The sequence below is a fragment of the Arthrobacter sp. Soil782 genome, from assembly GCF_001428435.1.
Taxonomy (GTDB): Bacteria; Actinomycetota; Actinomycetes; order Actinomycetales; family Micrococcaceae; genus Arthrobacter_D; species Arthrobacter_D parietis.
Window position 1 is genome coordinate 648180 of record NZ_LMSO01000001.1, and the last position, 23530, is coordinate 671709.

Genomic DNA, 23530 nt, shown 5'->3' on the forward strand with positions numbered 1-23530 from the left:
TACCCCCTTTTCCACGGGCCAAACGTGCAGCGGCCTTTACACCTCCGGTACGGCGGTGACGATCACGTTCTTTCCCCAGAGGTCCTCGGTGTAACAGCTGATCAGCACAAGCCGGTTCGGGACGATGTTCCAGATGTCGCTGACCTTCAGTGTGTCCTTGTTGTGGGTGGTGACGGAGTCAACGACGTAGTTGATCTTGCCCTCGGCAGTGGTGAGTACAACGGAATCCCCAACCTCAACCTCTGAGCTGAGCCGATTGAAGGGACTGTCACGGTCCTCCCAGCTGTGTCCCGTGATGTAGACCGTGTTTTCGGACCCTTCTCCCGGTGCGCCGTAGTTCGTGAGCCAGTAGCCGTCGAGGGTTTCCGGCGGAACCAGCGACTGCGCTGCCAGGTCAGCATCTGTTGGAGTCAACGGAAGGACGGGAACGGAGATATCCGCCGATTCGATGCTGAGCTTTTGCGGCGCGGACGCGGGAGGGAGAGTCACTTCCGGCGCGGGTGTTGAGGCCTCGGGTGACGGTGATTGCGAAGATGTGGCCGGGGCGGAAGCCGGAGCAGCGGTTGTCGGAGCAGTGGTTGTCGGAGTTGCTCCTCCGGACCCGGCGAACAGCTGAATCCCGAAAACCAGCAGGGCGAGGAACAGCACCACAACGACGGCGCCAATCGCCAGCCGCGGAATCCTGCGGTCTTTCTCGTCCGGCCCGGTGGGCGCGCGATGTGCATTACTCATGGTGGAGCGGTCTTTCCGAACTGGTGCCGAATGCGCAGGGGCGCCGCCCGAACGGGACGGCGCCCCTGCGCATTCTCTGCTGTCTTAGCTGTTGTGGACCCGACGCGCAGCCATTGTGCCGGCCACAACCAGGAAGCCGATACCGGCCGCAAGCGCGCCGATTCCTGCTGGGTCGGTGCTGGCGGTCGGTACGGCCGTCTGCACGTTCATTCCGCGGTTGGTTCCGCCGGTGCCGCCGGTACCACCCGTGCCGCCGCCTGTTGTCACGGCCCCGCCTGTCCCGCCTGCTCCGTTGCCGTAATCGTGGTCATCGTCATCTTTGTCGCCGCCGCCGACAACGCCACCTACGGCAGCTCCGGTGCACGCTTCGATTGCTGCTGCGAAGAGTGCTTCGAGCTCGAGCAGGTCAACGTCCAGCGCATCAAGTTGCACAGCAAGACCGTTGACCACAGCGATGGCTGCATCAAGGTTTGCCTGCGCTTCGAGGATGGCCAGAGCAGCAAAGAGCTCCGTCTCGAGGTCGATCAGCGCAGAGAAATCGAGATCGACACCCAGCAGAGCTTCGAATCGCGCTTCAGCGTCAAGGATTGCCGTGATGTCGCCGCTGACCAACAGATCGAGCAGAAGGCGCGCTTCGGCGGCTGCCGCGATGTCAAGCTGCAAGTCAGCGATCAGTGCACGAAGGGCCGCTTCCAGCTCGACCAGATCGACCTCGGCCTCAAGCTGGAAATCAGCTGGATCGAGCTCGATGTCCGCCAGCGCCTCAACTGTCGCATCTTCCAACACACCATCGCTGATGTCGGCGATGAGGATGTCAGCTTCATCCTGCGTGAGGTCCCCCGCGGTCACGGCGGCGTTCACGGCTAAAGTCAAGCCTTCGACATCAAGTACCTGAGGGAGCAGGAACTCGTTCAGGTTGATGCCCAGTACTGCCAAGGCAGCCGCGTCCAATTCACCGCCAGCCAGTACGGCGTCGAGCAGTAGCTGAGCCTGCCCCACCGCACTGTTGGCGGCGGCCTCTGCATTGATGATGGCGTTGATGTTTGGAAGTTGCTCGGTCTCCAGGGCGATTAGAGCGTCACCGATAAGAACTTCAAGCTCCGCAAGCGTCGGGGTCCCCTCGACGTCAAGCAGATCCAGGGTTTCCTGAGCATCCACCAGGTTCTGGAGAGCGACGGCCAGCTCAACTTCGAGCTCGGCATTGAGCTCGGCGTTGTGAAGGGCTGCAGTGAACTGGTTTTGCGCGGAAATACATTCCGGCGAGTCGTGAACGGCGGAGGCCGGCGCGGCGCTAAAAAAAAGACCACCGGCAACGAGCGTGGCGGTGGATCCTGCTGCGAGTAACTGCTTGCGTACGTGCATGTTGTCCCCTATGCGAGTGATACATCGGCTTCTGGGCCGACGGCGATGACCGAGTTGCGTACGGCAACTAAGGCCCTCCCAGTTCTACCGGAGAGACGCACGTCACAGGTAAACAAGCTGATTAAGTTATCGAACCGTTACAGTGGGCTCCTACTTCGCTGGCTACTTCGCCGGCAGTTTTTCCGCCAACAGCTGCGCCAGGTGGATACCCTTCCGCTCGCTGAGGTCCTCCAGTTGAGTGCGGCAGGAGTACCCGTCAGCGAGGACGACGGCGTCAGCCGCCGCCGCGCGAACCGCCGGCAGTAACTGCTGCTCAGCTACCGCAACGGACACCTCGTAGTGGCCGCGTTCCACGCCGAAGTTCCCGGCGAGGCCGCAGCAACCGCCAAGTTTTTGAAGGGAGGCGCCCGCACCTTCCAGTAGTGCGGCATCGGGGCTCCAGCCCATGACGGCGTGGTGATGGCAGTGCGGCTGCGCGACGACTGTGATTCCCTCCAGCGACGGCGCCTCGTAGTCCGGCGTCTTGGCCAGCAGTTCCGCGAGCGTGTGCGTTGCACTCGCGACTTGCCCCGCAACAGCCCTGCCCAACAGTTCGATCGAGTCGGACCGCAGCACCCCGGTACACGAAGGTTCAAGGCCCACGATCGGTATCCCCTGCTCCGCATACTCCTTCAACGTCTCCACCGACGAGCGCAGGATCTTCCGGGCGCTGTCGAGTTGACCGGTCGAGATCCAGGTCAGTCCGCAACACACCGGCTTTTCAGGGATCAGGACCTCATATCCCGCGTCCTCGAGCACCCGGACCGCTGCCTTACCCACTTCGGGGGAGAAGTTGTTCGTGAAGGAGTCAGCCCAGAGAAGGACCTGCGGGCGACCGTCGGGTCCGGAGGCCGAAAGGGCCACCGAAACCCGCCGCGACCCGAACCACTTGTGGAACGTCTGCGGCGCGAAGGCGGGGATCCTTCGGCGCTGGTCCACTCCCGCAAGCCGCAACCCAAGCTTCCCCAGACCCGGCAGGCTCACCAGCGCATTCACAACGCGCGGTGCAACCGAGGCCAGCATTGCCCACCGCGGCAACCAGCCGAGCGAATAGTGCGACGCCGGTCGGATCCGACCCTTGTAACTCTGGTGCAGCACTTCCGCCTTATAGGACGCCATGTCGATACCCGTAGGACAATCCGAGGCGCACCCCTTGCACGACAGGCACAGATCGAGTGCCTCATGAACCTCCGGCGCCCGCCAGTTCGGCTTGCCGTGGTTGTGACCGACAGCCGCACCGCCAACAACGCTGCCGTTGATCATCTCCTGCAACGCCCGGGCGCGGCCCCGAGTGGAGTCCTTCTCCTCCAGCGTCGCGATGTAGGACGGACACATCACCGTCTGGTTATCCCTGTGCGCGGCGCGGCACTGGCCCACGCCGGTGCAGCGGTGGACCGCCTGGCTGAAGTCGCCGTCGTCATGTTCGTAACCGAACGCCAGTCCGGTACGCAGCGGGCCGGCCTCAGCCACGCGGACGTTCGCGTCCAGCGGCTCAGGATCAACGAGCACTCCCGGGTTGAGGATGTTGTCCGGGTCGAGAATGCCCTTCACCTTGCCGAACAAGGACAGGGCCGCGGGCGTGTACATGAAGGGGAGGAGCTCGCTGCGCGCCCGCCCATCGCCGTGTTCGCCGGACAGAGATCCGCCGTACGATGCGACCAAACGCGCCGCATCGGTGAGGAAAGCGCGGAAGACTGCGGCGCCGTCGTCGTGCTGGAAGGGGAAGTCCAGCCTCACGTGGACGCAGCCGTCGCCGAAGTGGCCGAACGGGAATCCTTTGAGGTGATGGTTGAGCAGGAGTTCGTCGAACTCGCGCAGGTAATCGCCGAGGCGCTCCGGCGGAACGGCCGCGTCCTCCCACCCGGCATGCGCGGGCGCTCCCGCGGGCGAACGTCCGGCCAGCCCGCCGCCGTCCTCCCGGATCCGCCACAGCGCGGCCGCCTGTGCAGGACTGGTGATGATGCGGGAGTGGCGGGCAGTGGCAACCAGGCTCACCGCAGCAGCCCGGTCTGCAACCTCGGCTGCGTCATCACCAGAAATCTCGACGAACAGCCACGCCGCTCCGCCGGGCAGTTCAGGCACGGCCTGCGGTCCCTTCCGGTCCGTCCCGAGTTGCATCCAGATGAGGTTTCGTCACCCTTTGATAAGCGCTGAAACTTGCGGAACTATCGATGACGGTAGATCGCTGTAGGCAGCAATGGCAAGGCGGGNGTCCGTCCCGAGTTGCATCCAGATGAGGTTTCGTCACCCTTTGATAAGCGCTGAAACTTGCGGAACTATCGATGACGGTAGATCGCTGTAGGCAGCAATGGCAAGGCGGGTTGCGCGAGTGACGCAATGTTGTATTTAATGCAACATCGTGAGCACGTTTGATTCGAACGCCGGAGCAGTGGCGCCCTTGGCGCTGGTAAAGGAGTTGGGCCTCCTTGACCCTGAAGTCGCGGTGCTGGATGGAATGTTGGATGGATGGGCTCTCCAGCAGCGCGCGCGGTTCCTCAAACCGGATAGCATTCGGCGGCGCATGAGCATTGTTCGGCGTATGGTTGATTTCGCCAATCAGTACCCGTGGCAATGGACAGCAGCTGAGATCGAAGCGTTCATCGTTTCTCTGTCCAATGGGTCAGCGCCCATTGCCGTGTCCACCGCCCGCTCCTACCTCGGCGATCTGCGTATGTTCCTTGAGTACGTCACCGATAGTCGTTATGGGTGGTCGCAGGTCTGCATCGAGCGCTTCGGGGAGGCCCCGAAGCAGGTGCTCGATGAGTGGAACACGGTCGTTCACGCTAGCGAGTATGAGGGCCGCCCTGGGCGCCGACCGTTGACATACGACGAGGTGCAGCAACTCTTCGACGCTGCCGATGACAGGGTCGATAGAGCGCGCGCTCAGAAACGCAAGGGGGTGCTTTCCGCTCACCGCGATGCTGTGATCCTAAAGACGGTCTACGCCTTCGGGCTCCGCCGGCGTGAGGCATGGGGACTTGATCTTGCTGATCTGCGACATAACCCGAAGGTCCCCGCCTTCGACCAGTTCGGCGCGCTGATGGTGCGATGGGGTAAATCGGCTCGAGGTGGCCCGCCCCGCCGACGCACTGCAATGCTCGTGCCGGAGATGGATTGGGTGGTGCCTGTTCTTCGTCAATGGTTGGATGAAGTAAGGCCCCGCTTCGATCCCGGCAAGCATCCTGCGCTATGGATTACGGAACGACGCGGCCGCCTCGATTGGCGGGGAATCAACGCAGCCTTCGTTGCCGCCAGAGATGCGGCAGGACTTGATCCGACACTCGACCTGCACTGTCTGCGACACTCCTATGTGACCCATCTGGTCGAGTTCGATTATCCGGAGCGCTTCGTGCAGGAGCAGGTCGGTCATGCTTATGCCGCCACCACCGCTATCTACACCGGAGTCTCTGATGCCTACCGCAACACCTTGCTTCGCCGCGCCATCTCGGCGCACCAACCTGACCTTTGGCGGACCGAAAAAGGGGATGAGTCGCCGTGAATAGAAAGATGGGCGTTGAATGGAACCTTCGCTTGCGCATGGCCGAACGCGGATTGTTCGCCACCACCGATCTGGTGCCCCTTCTGGCAGAACGCGGCATTCACCTTTCGCGAGAACAGGTCTACCGACTTGTCACCTCAGCGCCACAACGCTTGAGCACCGACATCTTGGCAGCCTTATGCGACATTCTGAGTTGCACCCCGAATGATCTCATCACCGTTGTGAAGGTCGATGCCCAGGTAGCGAAGCGGTCGGCAGCAGGTGGCGGATCGGCAAGCAGCCCGCCGGTTCGGCGTACGACCATTCGACGCCCGAACTTGGAATGATCTCGTATAGGAGCCAGCCGTGATTGCCCTATGCGTAACGTGCGGGCAGACCGCTCGGCGGGCCGCCGAGTGGCCGATCGGCGCGATCTGCTTCTCCTGCTACCAGAAGGCCCGCTCGCGGCCGGGTCAGTGCTCGAGCTGCTCTGAATTACGCGTCCTCGTGGCTGGTGCGCATCTGGATCCGATTACCGGTCTGATTACGCCGACCGTTTGTGGTGGCTGCGTGGGCAGCAAGTTCGTCTACTTGTGTCAGCGATGCGGCGGAAGTGAAGAACCTTACAAGGGCGGTCTATGCGTGCGTTGCGCCGCCCGAGAGCAACTGCAGGCAGCGTTCGCGTCCGCGAGCAACACAAGTCCCGCAGATCCGGCAGCGATTCTCATAGAAGCGCTCAGCACTAGTCGGCGACCCCGGTCGGTGATCAAATGGCTTTCCAATCCTCGAGGAGGCGCGCGGGTTGTGAAGGAGCTGCTCGGCCAGAACATCGCCGTTGATCATGCAGCCCTCGACACTTTCGATGAGAGGGAGGTCTGGTCTTTGCGGCGAAGCCTCGTCGACTTGGGCGCCCTACCGGAACGACATGAACCCATCGCACGCCTGGATGCCTTACTGGCGAAAAAGGTTGCTCCCCTTCCAACCGAGATGCACCAACTCGTTCACACCTACGGCTCCTGGTGGCTACTGCGGCGATCACGGCAACGATTCGAACGGACAGGCAAATTCACCTACAACTCCTTCCGCGCTATCTGGAATCGCTTGGATCAGGTCATTGGCTTCCTGTCCTGGCTGGCAGACAACGGCATTCCCCTTGACGCATTAGACCAGCGAACCGTTGACACTTGGCTCGCTGACCCAAAGAAGGACGCCCGAGCGGTTTCCGATTTCCTGCGCTGGGCCTCACGCCACCATCTGGCACCGCGGCTGACAACGACCGGATCACCCGACCGTGAACCCGCTGCAGGGATGACCGAGCAGCAGCGCTGGGCTGAGTTATCACGCTGCCTCACCGACGACTCGATCCCCGATGATGTGCGCGCAGCTGGTGCGCTCGTGCTGCTTTATGGTCTGCAATTGGCGCAAGTCATGCGGCTCACCACCGACCACCTCCACGGGGACAAAACCAGGCCAGGAAAAACCATAGAGGGCTTTTCGGTTCACGTCGGCGGTCCGTTCATCCTCGTACCTCCGGCGCTCGGGCTCATTCTTGACCGGCTACCGGCCACCCCCGCCACGCGAGGCAGATCGCTTATCACCGCAAACCCCGAAGGACCATCGTGGCTTTTCCCAGGAAGGGGCTCCTCCGGCCACATCACGTACACGGGTCTGGCCACCAGAATGAGAAAACACCAACTGCGGGTGCGTCCTGCCCGCAATACAGCCCTAATCTCCCTGGCTGCTGACCTTCCCGCACCGGTCATCAGCGACCTGTTCGGAATCAGTATCGCTGCCTCCGTGAAATGGACCAGGCGCGCCGGCCGAGACTGGCAGGGCTACATCTCAGCGCTACGACAGCGCGAACGCCGAACTCACGACCAGAGGATCCGCAATCCATACGCGGGCGAGCTTGGATGAAACACGAATCCAAATAATCGGTCAACAGCGATATGATCGCCTAGTGACGATCATAGAGACCGGCGAGGACGTTCGTCCTGCCGTAGCCCTGTTCCATTCCTTGGCGGACCAAACGCGGCTGGCGATTATCCGGCGGCTCATGCTGGGCGAGCAACGGGTACGGGACCTCGTCGGGGATCTGGGTCTCGCCCAATCGACTGTGTCAGCGCACATGGCTTGCCTACGTGACTGCGGCCTGGTCGAGGGACGCAACGAGGGACGGCAGACGTATTACTCGCTGAGTCGGCCCGAACTGATGGACACGTTGGTCGCGGCCGAGGCGCTGCTAACGGCCACTGGCAACAAGGTGGCGCTTTGCCCGAACTACGGAAACCCCGAGGAGGCCCGATGAGCACCGAAACACTCTCGGAGCAGAAGATCGAACAGCTGACCCGCAAAGGCCTGCGCCTGGCTCAGTTCACCGTGGCCTATAACGTCTTGGAAGGCGCGGCCGCGATCACCGTAGGGTTGATGGCCGGGCTGGTGTCCGTCGTCGGTTTCGGCATCGATTCAGGCATCGAATCCATCGCCGCCATTCTCGTCGGAATCCGCTTAGCGGCACGCCTTCGCCACGGCCACGCGGATGAACGCAAGGAACGGATCGCCCTCAAACTCGTCGCGGTGACATTCTTCATCCTCGCCGCCTACGTGACGTTCGAGGGCATCCGCAGCCTCATCGAAGCCGAAACACCGGAGAACTCCCCGATCAGCATCGTCATCCTGGTGCTGTCCCTGTTGATCATGCCTGTCCTGGCAGTCATGAAAAAGCGAGTCGGCACTGCACTCGGGGACAACCTAATCCTCGCGGACGCCGCAGAAACGAAGATCTGCGTCCTGCTGAGCATCTCCACTCTGCTCGGCGTGGGCCTCTACATGCTCACCGGCGCCACCTGGCTTGACCCAGTGGCCGGCTTCATCATCGCCGCCTTCGCTATCTGGGAGGGCAAGGAAGCGTGGGAAGGCGAACTCGTCGAAGACGACGATGACGATGACGACTGACCTCCTTCTGGATCCTGGGGCTCCGTCCATGTCCTATCCAGATTGATCACCCCTGCACGACGTGTACCGCCAAAAAAGGAACATCCATCCCATGGCATCCCGCCCCGCGCTGAGCACACCCAACAAGATCGCGATCGGACTGCTACTGGCCGCAGTACTGGCCGTCATCGCCATCGTGGTGACAGCGAACATCAGAAGCACCGCGAACCAGACTGCACTGGCAGGCACGGCGCAGATAGTACGCCCGGACAGCCACCGTCTGTCCACCGCAACCAATGAGAAGGCCGTCCTAGTCGAATTCCTCGATTTCGAATGCGAATCATGCCTGGCCGCCAAGCCTTTCATCGAGGACCTGAGCGTGAAATACGGGAACGAACTGACCATCGTGACCCGTTACTTCCCCCTCCCGGGACATCCGAACTCCGTGACGGCCGCCCTCGCGGTGGAAGCCGCAGCACAGCAGGGCGAATTCGAGAGCATGTACCACCGGATGTTTGACACCCAGACCGACTGGTCACACAACGAGGAATCCCAAGCCGACACCTTCCGCGGCTATGCAGAAGAGTTGGGGCTAGACATGGTGGCCTATGACGCGGCCATCGCAGATCCAGCCACAGCCGATCGCATCGAAAAAGACAAAAACGACGGCATCGGTCTCGGTGTCAGTGGCACCCCAACCTTCTTCCTCGACGGGGAACTAATCGAACCGGCCACCCTCGAAGAGTTCGAACAACTCGTCGCCGACGCGGTCTCCAAATAGCAGGACGGCGAGAGAATACCTACGGCTTCGAATACCGGATCCCGCCAGGTGTGAGCGATCACCGGTCCGGTCGTGTCGGCGCCCTGGAAGACGTCCCAAACAATCGAGTCTTCCTCCCACGTCATCCGGACGGTGGCCTGGGTGACGCCNACCCTCGAAGAGTTCGAACAACTCGTCGCCGACGCGGTCTCCAAATAGCAGGACGGCGAGAGAATACCTACGGCTTCGAATACCGGATCCCGCCAGGTCGAGCGCACAACCTCGACGATGCGGGAATCCAGCCCCTCGCACGCCGTGGGTTTGAATGGCAGGACCGAGGTCACGGCGTCACCGGCCTCGCCGATGTTCTCGAATCCGAGTACCACCATGGTTTTATGCGGTGCATCCGTCACCAGCCGAACGCCGGCTTCCAGCACGACGGCGAGCGTCCCCTCGCTACCCACCAGCATCCGCCGCAGGTCGAACCCACGCTCCGGCAGCAGGTGCTCGAGTGAGTACCCGGACACCTGCCGGCCAAACCTGCCCAGTTCAGTGCGGATTGTCCCGAGATTAGCGCTCACTAGAGAGCGCAGTGCGTCTGTTTCAGCAGACGACGGCGTCTCCCCCGGTCCCAGTCTCAGCCGCGCACCGGAGCCGGTCATCACGTCGAGGTGCGTCACGTTGTCGGCCGTCCGGCCGTAGGCGAGGGCGCGCGATCCGCACGCGTTATTGCCGATCATGCCGCCCACGGTGCAGCGCGTGTGCGTCGACGGATCGGGCCCGAAGCGCAGTCCACTGGAAAGTGCCACCTTTTGCAGGGTGGCGTGGACAGCGCCGGGTTCGACGACGGCGGTCCGGCTTTCGGCGTCGAACTCCAGAACACGGTTGAGATGGCGACTGAAATCGATCACCACCCCGCGGCCGATCGCGTTGCCCGCCAAAGAGGTCCCGGCGCCGCGCGACGTGAATGGGATGCCACGTTCCCGGCAGACCTCGAGCGTGGTGAGCACCTCGTCGAGGTGGCGCGGGAAGACGACGGCGGCAGGTTGGATCCGGTAGAGCGAGGCATCGCTCGAGTAGACGACACGCGAGGTTGCGTCGGCCCGCGCGTCCCCAACGCCACGGGAATGCAGTTCGGAGACAAGGGACCGGGGAGCTGTGAGCGTCGTCGCCATGGGTAACATGTTACTACCTCATCCCGGTCCTTTGCGCGGCTACGCTTGGCTTATGCCTCCTGCCCAGACGCCGCGACCACCGTCGCTCACCGAGCGCACCATCGAAGCGGTGCGGGACGGGATACGAAACGGCACATTCGTGCCCGGCGAGCTGTACTCGGTGTACCAGTTGGCGGACAGGCTGGGCGTGTCCCGCAGCCCCGTTCGTGAGGCGCTGCTGCGGCTGGCCGAGACCGGCATGGTGGCGATCGAGAAGAACCGCGGCTTCCGGGTTGTACTCCCGGGAGCCCGCGAACTGGCGGAAATCATGGCGGTGCGGGTGGCGCTTGAGGTCCCTGCAGCTGCCCAGGCCGCCCGGCGCGCCGGCGCGAGGGACCGCGCCGCTCTCGAGAAGGAGCGCGAAGCCATGCAGCAGGCGGTCCGCGACGGGGATGAAGGTGCCTTCCTCCTCCACGACCAGCGCCTCCACGGACTCCTGCTCAACCTCGCGAGCAACAGCCACACCATCCGCATCATCGAGAACCTGCGGGACGCGACGCGGCTCATCGGCATGTCCACCATCCGCACGTCCCGCTCCCTCGAAGATGTCTACGCCGAGCACCTGCCAATCCTCACCGCCGTCGAAAACGGCGACGCGGACGCCGCGTCCCTCGCAATGCGCCGCCATCTCGAATCGACGGGAAAGCTATTGCTGCGCGGTGCGGCCACCGAGAACGACGACGTCGATCGCCTCTGGGAGGACTACGTCGGCTGAGGGCGGGTCCACAGAATCGTCAAAGGTTTTCGGCGACCTAGGTCTTCCAGTCCAGTGATGGCGCCGGCACGCAATGCACGGGTAGAACTGAAGTATGGACAGCGCGCTGGTACTTGGACCCATGCTTCGGTATGTCGACGACACGACCGCAAGTGTGTGGGTGGAAACGCGCGGGAAAGCACGGGTTCGGGTCACCGCTTCCGGCCGTGAATGGGAAGCCGGCACTTTTTCTGTGCACGGGCATCACTACGCGCTGGTTGAGGTTGAGGGGCTTGAGCCGAGATCCAGCTCGCCGTACACAGTGACCATTGACGGGCAGCAGGTTTGGCCGGAAGAAGGGTCGCCATTCCCTACGCCCACTATCCGGACTCTTGACCCGGAGCGACCCTTCTGCCTCGCTTACGGATCGTGCAGGACAAGCGAAGCGAACGACCTCGCAGCGCACAAGACGCACGGCGCCGACTCCCTGCTGGCCTTCGCTCTTAACCTCGCCGCCCGGGATGAGGCAGTGCGCCCGGACCTCATCGCGTTCCTCGGCGACCAGGTGTACGCGGACATTCCAAGCGACGAGATGCTTCAGTTGATCCGGGATGACAGAGGCATCGACACCAAGCTGGATGCCGAGCTGCGCAACTACGAGGAATACACGCAGATCTACCGGCTCGCATGGTCCGGCGCTGCAATCCGCTGGCTGCTGTCCACTCTTCCCAGCGCCATGATCTTCGATGACCACGACATCCGGGATGACTGGAACTCGTCCCTGCTGTGGAAGAGGAAGGTTGCAACGATCCCCTGGTGGCGGGACCGCATTGTCTCCGGCCTGGCGTCCTACTGGGTATACCAGCACCTCGGGAACCTTTCTCCGTCAGAACGCGCGGCCGATGAAATCTGGCAAGCTATCAAGTCTCACCAAGGGCCCGGCGAACTTGAGCTCAGCCCCATCGTCGAGGCGGTCGTGGAGGAAGCGGACCGTAATCCCGAACGCTACCGCTGGAGCTTCTGCCGGGACTTCGGCGACACCCGGCTCATTGTCCTGGATTCACGGGCTGCCCGGGTCTTGCAACCCGGTCAGCGCTCCATGCTGGACCGGAAGGAACTGCAGTGGCTCGATGAGCGGATGCAGGGCAACCGGCGGCACCTGCTCGTGGCCACGTCGCTTCCGTTCCTGCTTCCGCGCGGGCTCCACCACATCGAGGATTGGAACGCCGTGCTCGCTGACGGCCGCTGGGGTGAACGCCTCGCCGCGGTCGGTGAGTGGATCCGCCAGGCGATCGATCTGGAGCACTGGGCGGCGTTTCCCGAGAGCTTCCGCGCCGTCGCAACCATGGCCACGGAGGTAGCCACAGGCCAGCGCGGCGCGGCTCCGGAAACAGTGACGTTCCTGTCCGGTGACGTTCACTTTTCCTACATCGAGGAGGTGGACCAACCCATGCAGTCCCGCGTCCTGCAGGCGGTCTGCTCTCCCATCCGGAATCCGCTGCGGCCGGCATTGCGCTGGGTCGCAGCGCTAATGTCCACACGGGTGGCGGGTCCGCTCGGCGGCGTGCTCGCGCGATTTGTTCCGCAGCCGCCGTTCCACTGGTCAACGTTGAAGAAACCCTGGTTCGACAACAACCTCGCAAGCCTGGAAGTGACGGAGGAGGGGTTGAAGCTGCGGTGGGACACCGGCGTCGTCAGCGGTGGAAACCATGCCGCCCCTCAACTGAAGGAAGTCACCTCGATCACCATCGCTCCGCGGGCAGTTGAGGCTACGACCGCTCACCCCCGTTAGCACCTTGGCCACCCGATAGCGGTTAACACCTATCGGATGCCGCAACCCCTATCCGGTGCCCACATGGCTATCACAACCTGACCGCACCTAGGAACCCGCCGGCTCAAGCAACTTAGCCGCAAGGTCGGCGAGCTGGTCCCGGGTGACGCCGTCGAGCTGGCCTTGGCTCATCGCCTGTACGTTTGCGATCACTCCGTTACCGCGCGCTGTAACCGAGAGGTTGTGGAAGACCGGCTGCCCGCCCAGCTCCTGGGTCACACGAAGCGCGAAGGATTCTTCGCCAATCAGGTCCAGCGGCACCTCCTCCGTGATGGAGGTGATGGTGTTGCCCTGGATGGTCGCGGTCACTTCAGCACACCTCTCGAGCGCCTCGCGGCTGACGTTGAACCCCTGCTGAACTGCGTCCTCCGTTGAGCCGTCCATCACGACGACAGCCAGGTAACCGCCCGATGAGTCAGCAGCTCCGACACCGCTGACCGCTCCAGCTGCCAGGTCCGCAGAGGCCGCAGCATTCCCGGTCGCGTGGTCCTTGCACTCGGGGGGCTGAATGTCTGCGCCCTCCATCGCGGACTGCACGATTTCAAGACCCGCAGCGGCCTGCTCTGCAGAGACGAGCTGAAACGGATCGCCAAGCGCATCAGTCAAAGCAGTCACCCTCGCCTCAAGTTCTGCCTTGTTTGGAGCCTCGACATCCACAGGAGTCGCGGCCGGCGTCGAGGAGGTTGGCGCCGTGGTCGCTGCACTGGTGGGTGCCGGCGCCGCACTCTCAGAGGTTTGAGCCGAAGCCGGGGCGCTCGCGCTCGGTCGGCCGGCCTCCGGCTCGTCATCGGAGCCGCCGCTGCAGCCGGTCAACAGCAGCGCTGCTGCGAGCGCGCAGGAAGTTACCAGTGATGCCTTCATGAAGTCCCCCAAAAATCGGCCACGGCCGTTTCATCGACGGTCGAGCTGGTTCCCGATAGCAATTCGGCCATCGGATAGCGGTTGAATGCTATCGCATGGCGCAAGCGCTATCGCTGAGCGTACCGCTGAGAGAACCGCGCAGGTAGCGGTCCAGGAATCTGCGGCCCTTGACGCCCTCTCCGTGCAGGCGTTTCGTTGACGCATGGAGTGGTTGAGCGGCGTGCTCGACACCGAGGGATACGAAGTGGGGCGGCAGATCCTCCAGCGCGGGGTGGCCGCCATCTACCTCCTCGCGTTCATCTCCGCCATCAACCAGTTCCCAGCTTTGCTCGGGGAAAACGGGCTACTGCCTGCTCCCCGCTTCATTGAGCGGGCGGGGAAACGCGCCGGCCCCACGCTGTTCCGATGGCGTTACTCGGACCGGATGTTGCTTACGGTCTGCTGGGTCGGCGCTGGAATTGCGGCGCTGATCGTGATCGGAATTCCCCAGGCCGGCCCGCCGTGGCTTCCGATGGTCGCGTTCCTGATCCTCTGGGGTTTGTACGTGTCGATCGTCAACATCGGCCAGGTGTTCTACGGCTTCGGCTGGGAGAGCTTGCTCCTCGAGGCCGGATTCCTGGTGGCCTTTCTCGGTTCCAACGAGGTAGCTCCGCCGCTCCTGGTCCTGCTGGCGATTCGCTGGCTCGTGTTTCGGCTCGAGTTCGGTGCGGGCATGATCAAGATGCGCGGCGACCGGTCCTGGCGAGACCTCACCGCTCTCTACTATCACCACGAGACCCAACCGATGCCGAATCCTGCCAGCCGCTTCTTCCACCTCCTTCCCAAGCCGCTGCACCGCATGGAAGTCGCCGGCAACCATTTCACCCAACTGGTAGTGCCGTTCTTCCTCTTCGCGCCGCAGCCGGTCGCGGGTGTCGCGGCCGTCATCATCATCGTGACTCAGGGCTGGCTGGTGATCTCCGGCAACTTCGCCTGGCTCAACTGGATCACCATCGTCCTCACCTTCGGCGCAGTGCCGGACTCCTTCTACGAAGCTGTGGGCTTCACCATCGCACCTACGTACGAAACGACGCCGATCTGGTTCGCCGCGGTCGTCGTTCTCATGGCCATCTTCATCGCCTACCTGAGTTGGCAGCCGCTGCGGAACCTCTTCGCGAAGCGGCAGCTGATGAACGCCAGTTTCAACCGCTTCCACCTCGTGAACGCGTACGGTGCGTTCGGCAGCGTCACCAAGGTGCGTTACGAGGTGATCATCGAAGGAACGACGGACAATGTAGAGCACGACGGCGCTGCCTCCTCCCACTGGGAGGAGTATGGGTTTCGGGGCAAACCGGGCGATCCCGGCCGCATGCCGCGCCAGTACGCGCCGTACCACCTGCGCCTCGACTGGCTCATGTGGTTCCTGGCTCTCGGATCCGACGGCGGCTGGTTCACACCGCTGCTGGTGAAGCTACTGCAAGCGGACCCGAAAATCCTCAAGCTTCTGAGACACGATCCGTTCGACGGCGAGCCGCCCCGCTACGTGAGAGCGCGCATCTTCCGCTACCGATTCACCACGCGGGAGGAAAAGCGCACGACCGGACTGTGGTGGATGCGCGAGGAAGCCGGAATACTCGTGGATCCGGCGTCGCTGAAGGGAGGCCAACCCCGCCGAGCGAGCACACACCAACCCGCTGAGCAAGCGCAGGATCCTCCTTTCGGTTGATGCCCGGACGCAGGCTCAGGACTAATCTGAAATGCGGTTCTTTTGGTTCGACGCGCTGATCCCACCTCAACACAACGGGCCTCCCGCCACATCAGCCCACTATTCGAGGAACCGGCTTCATGCTGATCACCCTGGTCCGCTCATACCTGCGGCCCTACGCACCACTGGTTACGGTTGTCGTTGTGCTGCAGTTGGCCTCGACCATCGCCGCCCTCTTCCTGCCCAGCCTGAACGCGCAGATCATCGATGAGGGGGTTGCCGAGGGCGACACGGAGTACATCTGGAGCATCGGGATGGTGATGCTCTGGGTGAGTCTTGTCCAGGTGGCCGCAGCAATCGCGGCAGTCTTTTTCGGCTCCAAAGCAGCCATGGCCCTGGGCCGCGACCTCCGCAAGAGCGTGTTTCATCGAGTGTCCGGCTACTCGGCGCAGGAAGTCAGCCACTTCGGGGCCCCCAGCCTCATCACGCGCGGAACCAATGACGTGCAGCAGGTGCAGATGCTCGTCCTGATGGGCCTGAATTTCATGGTTGCGGCGCCGATCATGTGCATCGGCGGCATCTTCATGGCGCTGCGCGAAGAACCGGCGCTCTCGTGGCTGGTGTGGGTTTCCGTGCCGGCGCTGTTCGTCGTCGTCGGTTTCCTGGTCTGGCGTCTGATGCCGCTGTTCCGCACCATGCAGGTCAAGATCGACAACATCAACGGTGTGCTGCGTGAGCAGATCACCGGCATCCGTGTGGTCCGCGCGTTTGTCCGTGAGCCGTACGAGGCGCAGCGGTTCGGCCGCGCAAACCGGGAACTCACGAACGTCTCGCTTGCCGTCGGCTCACTTTTCGTCCTCATGTTCCCGGCCATCGGCATGATCCTCCACCTCGCCACCGCGGCGGTACTGTGGTTCGGCGGCATCCGGGTAGCCGCGGGAGAAATGGAAGTGGGCGCGCTCACCGCGTTCCTGCAGTACCTGCTCCAGATCCTCGTGGCAGTCATGATGGGCACGTTCATGGCCATGATGATCCCCCGTGCGTCCGTTTGTGCCGAACGCATCGGCGAAGTCCTGGACATCGAGCCTTCCATCCACGAAACGGACCGCCCGCTGCAACCCGCTTCCAAGGCCGGCGTGGTCGAATTCCGCGGCGTCACCTTCGCCTACCCGGGTGCCGAGGAGCCCGTCCTCAAGAACATCAGCTTCACTGCCCGGCCCGGGCAGACGACTGCCATTGTAGGAAGCACCGGTGCCGGAAAGAGCACGCTGATTTCCATGCTCCCCCGCCTTTTCGACGTCGGCAGCGGCCAGGTTCTGCTGGACGGCGTGCCGGTCACCGACATGGCCCGCCCGGACATCACGGACCGGGTAGCGCTGGTGCCGCAACGTCCTTACCTCTTTTCGGGCACCATTGCTCATAACCTGCGGTTTGGGAACCCCAACGCGCACGACGACGACCTCTGGGACGCGCTCACAGTCGCCCAGGCAGCGGATTTCGTCCGCGCGAAAGACCACGCGCTTCAGGCTCCGGTCTCGCAGGGTGGCACCAACGTCTCGGGCGGGCAGCGTCAGCGGCTCTGCATCGCGCGGGCACTGGTAGCCGAACCGAAGGTGTATCTTTTCGACGACTCATTCTCGGCGCTCGACGTCACCACCGATTCCCGCCTGAGGGCCGCGCTGAAATCGAAAACCAGGGACGCCACGGTAATCATCGTGGCCCAACGCGTCACCACCATCACCGAGGCCGACCAGATCCTCGTGATGGAGAACGGCGAAATCGTCGCCCGCGGTACGCATGAGGAGCTGCTCGAGACCTCGCCTACGTACCAGGAAATCGTTGAATCGCAGACGACGGCCGAGGAGGTGGCATGAGCACGGACAAAGATTACCGTCCCGATGAAGACCGGACCATCGACCCGGTTGTTGCCCCCACACCCGGCGCCGCGGCGGACGCCGAAGCACAGGTGCTCGACGAAGAGTTCCGGCCGTCCGAAGCTGACGGAGACATGTTCGGCGGCACCCCGGCAAAGAAGGCCAAACATTTCTGGCCGTCCGCCAAGCGGCTCTTCAGCCTGCTGGCACCGGAAAAAACCGCCATCGTGGTGGTGCTCGCGATGGTGGTCATCGCCGTCGTACTCAATGTCATTGCACCGCGGGTACTCGGCAGCGCCATGGATGTCATCTTCAGCGGCGTTATCAGCAGCAACCTTCCCGACGGCGCCAACCAGCAACAGGTTATTGAAGGGCTGCGGGCAGAAGGCCAGGATCAGTTCGCTGACATGCTCTCCGGCATGGAGTTGACCCCCGGCGCGGGCATCGACTTCACCCTGCTCGGCCGGCTCATTCTGCTTGTGCTCGGCATGTACCTGGTGTCTTCGGTCTTCATGTGGCTGCAGGGATACCTGCTGAACAAGGTGGTCATGCGGGTGGTCTACAATCTGCGCCGGGATGTGGAGGCCAAGCTGAACCGGCTCCCGCTGAACTACTTCGACACCCGGCAGCGCGGGGACCTGCTTTCCCGCGTCACCAACGACGTCGACAATGTCCAGCAGGCGCTGCAGCAGGCTTTCGCTCAGCTCATCATGTCGGCGCTGAGCCTGATCGGCATCACTGTGATGATGTTTGTGGTCTCGTGGCAGCTCGCGCTCATAGCGCTGGTTGCGCTGCCGTTATCGGCGCTGGGAGCGGGGCTGATTGGCGTCCGCAGCCAGAAGCTTTTCGCGGAGCAATGGAAGAACACAGGCCAGTTGAACGGGCACATTGAGGAGTCCTTCAGCGGTCATGACCTGGTTCGGGTTTTCGGCCGGGAGAAGGAATCGCTCGAGCAGTTCGACCAGAAGAACGAGGATCTTTACAAGGCGTCCTTCGGTGCGCAATTTGTTTCCGGGATGATCATGCCCGTCATGCAGTTCATCTCCTACCTGTCCTACGTGGGGATCGCAGTGGTAGGTGGACTGCGCGTCGCGTCCGGTTCAATGACCCTCGGCGAGGCGACGGCGTTCATTCAGTACTCGCGGGAGTTCAACCAGCCGCTGAGCCAGATGGCGGGCATGGCGAACATGCTGCAATCAGGAGTTGCTTCGGCCGAACGGGTGTTCGAGCTCCTCGACGCCGAGGAGCAGGGCCCTGACACGGCCATCGCCTCGTTGCCGGCCCGGACAACCGGCCACGTTGAATTCGAGCACGTGAGCTTCAGCTACACGCCGGATCGTCCGCTGATCGAAGACCTCTCCTTTGCGGCCAAACCGGGTGAGACAGTGGCGATCGTGGGTCCGACCGGCGCCGGCAAGACCACTCTGGTGAATCTCGTGATGCGCTTCTACGAACTCAATTCCGGGCGCATCACCCTGGACGGCGTGGACATCACCCGGATCAGCCGCGCGGAGCTGCGCTCCCGGGTGGGCATGGTGCTGCAGGATGCCTGGCTCTTTGGCGGGTCGATCTACGAGAACATCCGCTACGGCAATTTGGATGCCACCCAGGAACAGGTGATGCAGGCGGCAAAAGCCACCTTCGTGGACCGCTTCGTGCGCGCGCTGCCGGACGGCTATGACACCGTCATTGACGAGGAAGGCAACAACGTCAGTGCGGGTGAGAAACAGCTGATCACCATCGCGCGGGCATTCCTCGCCAGTCCGTCGCTGCTGATCCTTGATGAAGCCACCAGCTCGGTTGATACCCGGACGGAGCTACTGGTACAGCATGCCATGGCTGCGCTGCGGACAGACCGTACGAGCTTCGTCATCGCCCACCGCCTGTCCACCATCCGCGACGCTGACATCATCCTCGTGATGGAGGACGGCCGGATCGTGGAGCAGGGCAGCCATTCGGACCTACTTGAAGCACAGGGAGCCTACTACCGGCTCTACATGTCGCAATTCGCGGCGGCGACTAATCCGGTTTAGAGGTTTTATTTTCTAGAGTTACTGAATCTTTATCGCCGTTACTGAATCGGTACTGGAGTAAGGCACGGCGTATCCGTTAAACCCCCTAATAATGGAGCTATTCACTTCTAATCCCAGGGGAACTCTCGATGACATTGCTGTCCAAAATTCGGGTGGGATTGCTTTCCACCCTTATCCTCTCCACCACTTTCACCGCTCTTCCAGCGCAGGCTGAGCCGACGCCACCCGCCCCTACCCCGTCCATTCGCGCAGGCGACCTTATAGCGTTCGACACCGATGGAAAGCTGTGGGACTACCGCCCCAGCGGAGAGACTACCTGGAGCCGCCATCAAATCGGCTCCGGCTGGAATGTCATGCGCGACCTGAAAACAGTGGACTGGAATCAGGACTACATCGAGGACATCATCGCAGTAGGTAAAAACGGAGACCTCCACCTCTACCTCGGCAAGCGAGAGGGCGGATTCATCCGGACAACCATCGGAACAGGTTGGGGTTCGTACGACATCTCAGTTGGCCAGTGGAAAGTATCCGATGAATATCCGTCGATAATTGCGGTGAATCTGGACACAGAAATCCTGTACAACTACCCCAATCTTTCCGGAGGCGCATTGTCTCCACGAGTGATCGAAGGTCGGGGATGGAGCCGTTCTCTGCAACATCAACTCCTTGACTATGACTTCGACGGCAAAGCGGACATCCTGGCCCAACAGTCTGCAACAGGGAAATTGCTCCGGTACAGAACCGATGGCAACGGAAACTTCATCAATGAGCCCCGCCCGGTAGTTGGTACGGGCTGGAGCGTAATGAATGAGGTCGCGGCGTATTCCGGCTATCAGGGGGATGGACTCATCTGTAACTGCCCCACCCAAATCACCCACCCTGGCCTTCTAGCCCGAACGCACGACGGAATTCTTTACTACTACGGGTTATGGGATGGTAAATGGAGTACTCCCGATCGAATTGGAACCGGCTGGAACGGTTACACGTTCGCCGGATCTGAAAGCCCCCGCCGATTCAGCTATTAGGAGCGCGGTTCGCCGTCGGCAACGGCGGCGAACCCTCTCAAGCGCCCGGCCGGGTTCCGCTTCGCCGTTGCGGCTGTTTGAATGGAATACGACCATTCAAGGGGAACGTCTTGACCTACACCAAACTTCTACTCACCGGCGGCACGTCGCTGCTTGCCGGCTTCTTCCTATTCCTGGCCCCGCTTAGCACCATCCTTGAGGGCACAGCCGGTGGACTGGACTGGTTCCTTGCAGCTGTCGGCGCCTTTCTGCTGCTGGAGGGAATCACCATGTTCTTCCTCGGTATGAAAGCACGCAAACGAGACCTCAGCCGTGCCCGCACCTACAGGGAAGAATCGAGTGACAGGCCGTTCGACGATGACCGCCCGCAGAACCCGCACCAATTTCCGGGAGCCGGCGTCCAGGGGCAGGTCGGAACGGGCGGAATGCCCTGAGCGCGATCGATCAATTCCTCCGTCGCAGTCGCGCTTGGATGACTCGTCGTTGAGGCGATCGAAGTTTGACCCTTCACTGCTCAAGATCGAGCGGCGGCCTCACGGAATGAGGCGAGATCGCCCCACTCACCTGGTTCATCAAGTGGCTGATCATCGTAAGCACTATATTCTGCGTCAACCAGCACGGCATTCGAGAATCCAAGCACCCTGTGCCGCATGTCTTCGAACATTCGCGCGATGAACCAGACGCTCAGCCACTGGTGAGTCATGCCAGAATTCTGCCACTCGTCTCCCAGAGACCGAAAGAGCCTACTGAGGCTTAGCCGTGCGGGTTGGTCATCGCAACCACCAGGAACACCACGCCACTGATCACCGCTTGAACAACAAGCACCGGCAGCGCAACCACGCCGAGGTACAGCGTGAGGACCACCGGCATCAGGCTCAAAACAGTCACGTCCACACCCCGCAGCAAGGCTGCCAGTTGCGCGCGAGGGACGGGGCCGAAGGGAGTCTCAACAGGTGGCGCTGACCAGTCCGTCGCAGGGCGGCTGGCACCACGAACGGTACCCGCACCCATCCCGATTCCGGCGAGTGCCGACACCACGATCAGCATCGGTCCAGCCGCTCCGAGGACCACCAGCACCCCGCCGAGCAGTGCCATCCACAGCACCATGGTGGCGGCTGGCATGACAGCCCGGCTGGCCCGAACCAGTGCCGGGTTCACCGGCACCAGCCCATCGAGCTCCGGCACCAGTGCCGCTCTCCGCGCTACCGTCCCAAAACCCGACGCGGCTGCGCACCCAGCGAGAACGACAGCGCCCAGCTGCACAAAGACCGGCAGCCCGCCGTCTACAAGCATCACCGCAACACACGCAACCAGCCAGAGCACCGCCGTCGTCGGCGTAGGGTGCAGGCGCAGGAAAGCAACGACGTCGGCGCGCAGCAGTGCTGCGAACGGACCCCGCGTGGGCAGGGCAAAAAACCGGGCACCGCGGCGGTACGCGGTACGTGACTCAGCTCGGACGGCACGGAACAACTCATTCGAATCCATCAAATACAGCGACGAACCTACGTGCCCCGACACGGCCCCCGCACGGGTGAGCTCACCACCGGGGACAAACCCCGCGCGCGATGAAACGAGCACCAACAGTGCGCTGGCAATCACCAGTCCTGCACCGAACGACCACGCTGACGGCACCAGCACGGTGACCAGCGCGCCGGCAACCACAAGGCTTGCCGCCGCCACCTTCAGCCCAACGGATTGTGGCCTCCCCTGGAGCAATGCGGCAATGCCTACCACGGCCACCACGAGAGCTCCGAACGTTGCGGCAGCATAGGCATGGCTCAGAACAGTCCGATCCAGAGCACCCAGGACGCTGACCGGGACGTAGGCCAGAGCTGCGCCAGCACCGGCGAGCACGGCACGCCGCAGGAACGGACCCCAGACCATCGGCCGCCGGTCCACCGGCAGCGAAAGCCACCACGTGCTCTCAGGCCCGCCCACCGCGAGCGGTCCCAGCCTCCTGCCAAGAACGACGACGGCGGCAAGCGCCGCGAAGGTCAGCAGAACCTCCAGTGCCTGGCTGGGGAGGACGAGTACCGGGTCGGCGATAAGGCCGCCGTCCGTGGCTGAGCGTTGGGCGAATTCACCACGCAGCGCGAGCACGAAAGACACCGCGAGGGCAACCGCACACCCGAGAGCGAGAACGCTGACGTAGACGTCAACGAAGAGTTCAGGCAACGAGGTCCGGGACCGGTTGTAGCGCCGAGCGGACCGCCGAGTGAACCTGACGATTTCCCCGGCGCGACCGGCCGTGCCGGTCTCCGTCGCCTTACTCATCAGGCGCCCGCGATGATGGCCGCTGCCACCTCCGGCGTTGCGAGGGTCACCTCGTCATCGATGACCAGGCAGGAGGTTGCCGTGTCCAGCAGGAGCTGCGGATCATGTGTGACGAGCACTACCGTTGCCCCGCCGTCCGCCAATGACCGGACGCGCCGGCCAAGCGCCTCGCGCATCACCGGGTCCAGCCGCTGTTCCGGCTCGTCGAGGATGAGCAGCGAGGCCGGCCGCATCAAACCCGCAGCGAGCAGGGTGCGCCGGCGCTGGCCCGATGAGAGCGATTCAGGCACGACGTCCGCCCGCTCCTGCAGGCCGAAGAAGCTCAACTCCTCCTCCACCTGTTCCTCAGGATCGGGGAGGGAATGCCCGCGTGCAACCAGCAGCAGGTGTTCGCGGACCGTGAGTGACGGGAAGAACAGGTCCTCGTCGAAGACGGCGGACACCTCCCGCCGGAAGGCAACGGCGTCGGGATTTGCCAGCAATCCGTGGACTTTCACTTCCCCCGAAATCGGGAGCTGCCGGCCGGCAAGCGTGCGTGCCGCCGTCGACTTCCCCGCCCCATTGAAACCGACGACGCCGAGCACCTCTCCCGCACCGACGGCCACCGACATCTCACCGCAGACCGGCGCACCGGCGTAGCCGACAACGAGGCGCTCGGCCTCCAGAACAGTCCCCCGTGAACTCACCCTCCAACCCTAGCGGGGAGGCACGGCCGTGGCCGCGTAACGTTTCAAC

Annotated in this window: 20 protein-coding genes and 1 pseudogene; 13 read left to right on the forward strand and 8 right to left on the reverse strand. The window is 62.8% G+C overall.

Translation table 11 applies throughout. The features are described 5' to 3' along the window. Positions 1–36 precede the first annotated feature (36 nt). From ASH00_RS03120 to ASH00_RS03130, 3 genes are all read right to left on the reverse strand, one after another. A complete protein-coding gene (locus ASH00_RS03120) occupies positions 37–732 on the reverse strand; it encodes a class F sortase (protein ID WP_056544865.1) in 696 nt (231 codons plus the stop codon). Between the two features lie 84 nt (positions 733–816). Beyond that, positions 817–2094: a hypothetical protein gene (locus ASH00_RS16570; protein WP_056544868.1), complete on the reverse strand. Its 1278-nt coding sequence runs from the start codon at positions 2092–2094 to the stop codon at positions 817–819. A gap of 162 nt (positions 2095–2256) precedes the next feature. Then, a complete protein-coding gene (locus tag ASH00_RS03130; protein ID WP_235563136.1) occupies positions 2257–4215 on the reverse strand; it encodes an FAD-binding and (Fe-S)-binding domain-containing protein in 1959 nt (652 codons plus the stop codon). A gap of 277 nt (positions 4216–4492) precedes the next feature. On the opposite strand from ASH00_RS03130, the gene ASH00_RS03135 reads away from it, so the two are divergent. From ASH00_RS03135 to ASH00_RS03160, 6 genes are all read left to right on the forward strand, one after another. Then, entirely contained in the window at positions 4493–5632 is a 1140-nt protein-coding gene (locus ASH00_RS03135) for a tyrosine-type recombinase/integrase (RefSeq protein ID WP_235563137.1), read from the forward strand. Between the two features lie 8 nt (positions 5633–5640). After that, positions 5641–5958, forward strand: a complete 318-nt coding sequence (locus ASH00_RS03140; RefSeq protein ID WP_200954736.1) for a helix-turn-helix domain-containing protein — start codon at positions 5641–5643, stop codon at positions 5956–5958. A gap of 457 nt (positions 5959–6415) precedes the next feature. After that, complete coding sequence (locus ASH00_RS03145) at positions 6416–7528, forward strand: hypothetical protein (protein ID WP_056544881.1); 1113 nt, start codon at positions 6416–6418, stop codon at positions 7526–7528. A gap of 43 nt (positions 7529–7571) precedes the next feature. Then, positions 7572–7919, forward strand: coding sequence for an ArsR/SmtB family transcription factor (locus ASH00_RS03150; RefSeq protein WP_056544884.1), 348 nt, complete (start codon positions 7572–7574; stop codon positions 7917–7919). Further along, the gene (locus ASH00_RS03155; RefSeq protein ID WP_056544887.1) at positions 7916–8566 is read left to right on the forward strand and encodes a cation diffusion facilitator family transporter; all 651 of its coding nucleotides are present in this window, start codon (positions 7916–7918) and stop codon (positions 8564–8566) included. The genes ASH00_RS03150 and ASH00_RS03155 overlap by 4 nt, the downstream gene beginning before the upstream one ends. Positions 8567–8657: 91 nt before the next feature. Continuing rightward, positions 8658–9326 (forward strand): DsbA family protein, encoded by a 669-nt coding sequence (locus tag ASH00_RS03160; RefSeq protein ID WP_056544890.1) that lies wholly within the window; start codon positions 8658–8660, stop codon positions 9324–9326. A 150-nt stretch (positions 9327–9476) separates the two neighbouring features. Here ASH00_RS03160 and ASH00_RS16325 read toward each other — a convergent pair. Continuing rightward, positions 9477–10489 (reverse strand): annotated as a pseudogene (locus tag ASH00_RS16325) (FAD-binding oxidoreductase); the annotation flags it as partial. 43 nt (positions 10490–10532) lie between these two features. On the opposite strand from ASH00_RS16325, the gene ASH00_RS03170 reads away from it, so the two are divergent. Both ASH00_RS03170 and ASH00_RS03175 read left to right on the forward strand, forming a co-directional pair. Then, positions 10533–11234, forward strand: coding sequence for a GntR family transcriptional regulator (locus ASH00_RS03170; protein WP_056544897.1), 702 nt, complete (start codon positions 10533–10535; stop codon positions 11232–11234). Between the two features lie 94 nt (positions 11235–11328). Continuing rightward, entirely contained in the window at positions 11329–13005 is a 1677-nt protein-coding gene (locus tag ASH00_RS03175) for an alkaline phosphatase D family protein (RefSeq protein WP_056544902.1), read from the forward strand. Positions 13006–13092: 87 nt separating this feature from the next. Here ASH00_RS03175 and ASH00_RS03180 read toward each other — a convergent pair whose 3' ends face one another. Then, on the reverse strand, positions 13093–13905 hold the full coding sequence (locus ASH00_RS03180) for a hypothetical protein (protein ID WP_056544907.1): 813 nt from the start codon (positions 13903–13905) through the stop codon (positions 13093–13095). 202 nt (positions 13906–14107) lie between these two features. Between ASH00_RS03180 and ASH00_RS03185 the strand changes: the two genes are divergently transcribed. The 5 genes from ASH00_RS03185 to ASH00_RS03205 all read left to right on the forward strand — a co-directional run bounded on the left by ASH00_RS03185 (position 14108) and on the right by ASH00_RS03205 (position 20955). Continuing rightward, positions 14108–15610 carry a lipase maturation factor family protein gene (locus tag ASH00_RS03185; protein ID WP_056544910.1) on the forward strand — a complete coding sequence of 501 codons (1503 nt, stop codon included), beginning with the start codon at positions 14108–14110 and terminating at the stop codon, positions 15608–15610. Positions 15611–15729: 119 nt separating this feature from the next. Next, complete coding sequence (locus ASH00_RS03190; protein WP_056544915.1) at positions 15730–17463, forward strand: ABC transporter ATP-binding protein; 1734 nt, start codon at positions 15730–15732, stop codon at positions 17461–17463. Positions 17464–17597: 134 nt separating this feature from the next. Then, positions 17598–19496, forward strand: coding sequence for an ABC transporter ATP-binding protein (locus ASH00_RS03195; protein WP_157359037.1), 1899 nt, complete (start codon positions 17598–17600; stop codon positions 19494–19496). A gap of 128 nt (positions 19497–19624) precedes the next feature. Beyond that, positions 19625–20521 carry a hypothetical protein gene (locus ASH00_RS03200; RefSeq protein WP_056544920.1) on the forward strand — a complete coding sequence of 299 codons (897 nt, stop codon included), beginning with the start codon at positions 19625–19627 and terminating at the stop codon, positions 20519–20521. A gap of 110 nt (positions 20522–20631) precedes the next feature. Continuing rightward, on the forward strand, positions 20632–20955 hold the full coding sequence (locus tag ASH00_RS03205; RefSeq protein WP_056544923.1) for a hypothetical protein: 324 nt from the start codon (positions 20632–20634) through the stop codon (positions 20953–20955). Positions 20956–21035: 80 nt separating this feature from the next. On the opposite strand, the gene ASH00_RS17150 is transcribed toward ASH00_RS03205, so the two are convergent. From ASH00_RS17150 to ASH00_RS03220, 3 genes are read right to left on the reverse strand one after another with little or no spacing between them, the layout of a single operon-like run. Then, complete coding sequence (locus tag ASH00_RS17150; protein WP_056544926.1) at positions 21036–21224, reverse strand: hypothetical protein; 189 nt, start codon at positions 21222–21224, stop codon at positions 21036–21038. A 50-nt stretch (positions 21225–21274) separates the two neighbouring features. Then, entirely contained in the window at positions 21275–22795 is a 1521-nt protein-coding gene (locus tag ASH00_RS03215) for a DUF6297 family protein (RefSeq protein WP_056544928.1), read from the reverse strand. Beyond that, positions 22795–23481 carry an ABC transporter ATP-binding protein gene (locus ASH00_RS03220; RefSeq protein ID WP_056544931.1) on the reverse strand — a complete coding sequence of 229 codons (687 nt, stop codon included), beginning with the start codon at positions 23479–23481 and terminating at the stop codon, positions 22795–22797. Before ASH00_RS03220 ends, ASH00_RS03215 begins: the two co-directional genes overlap by 1 nt. Positions 23482–23530: the final 49 nt, after the last annotated feature.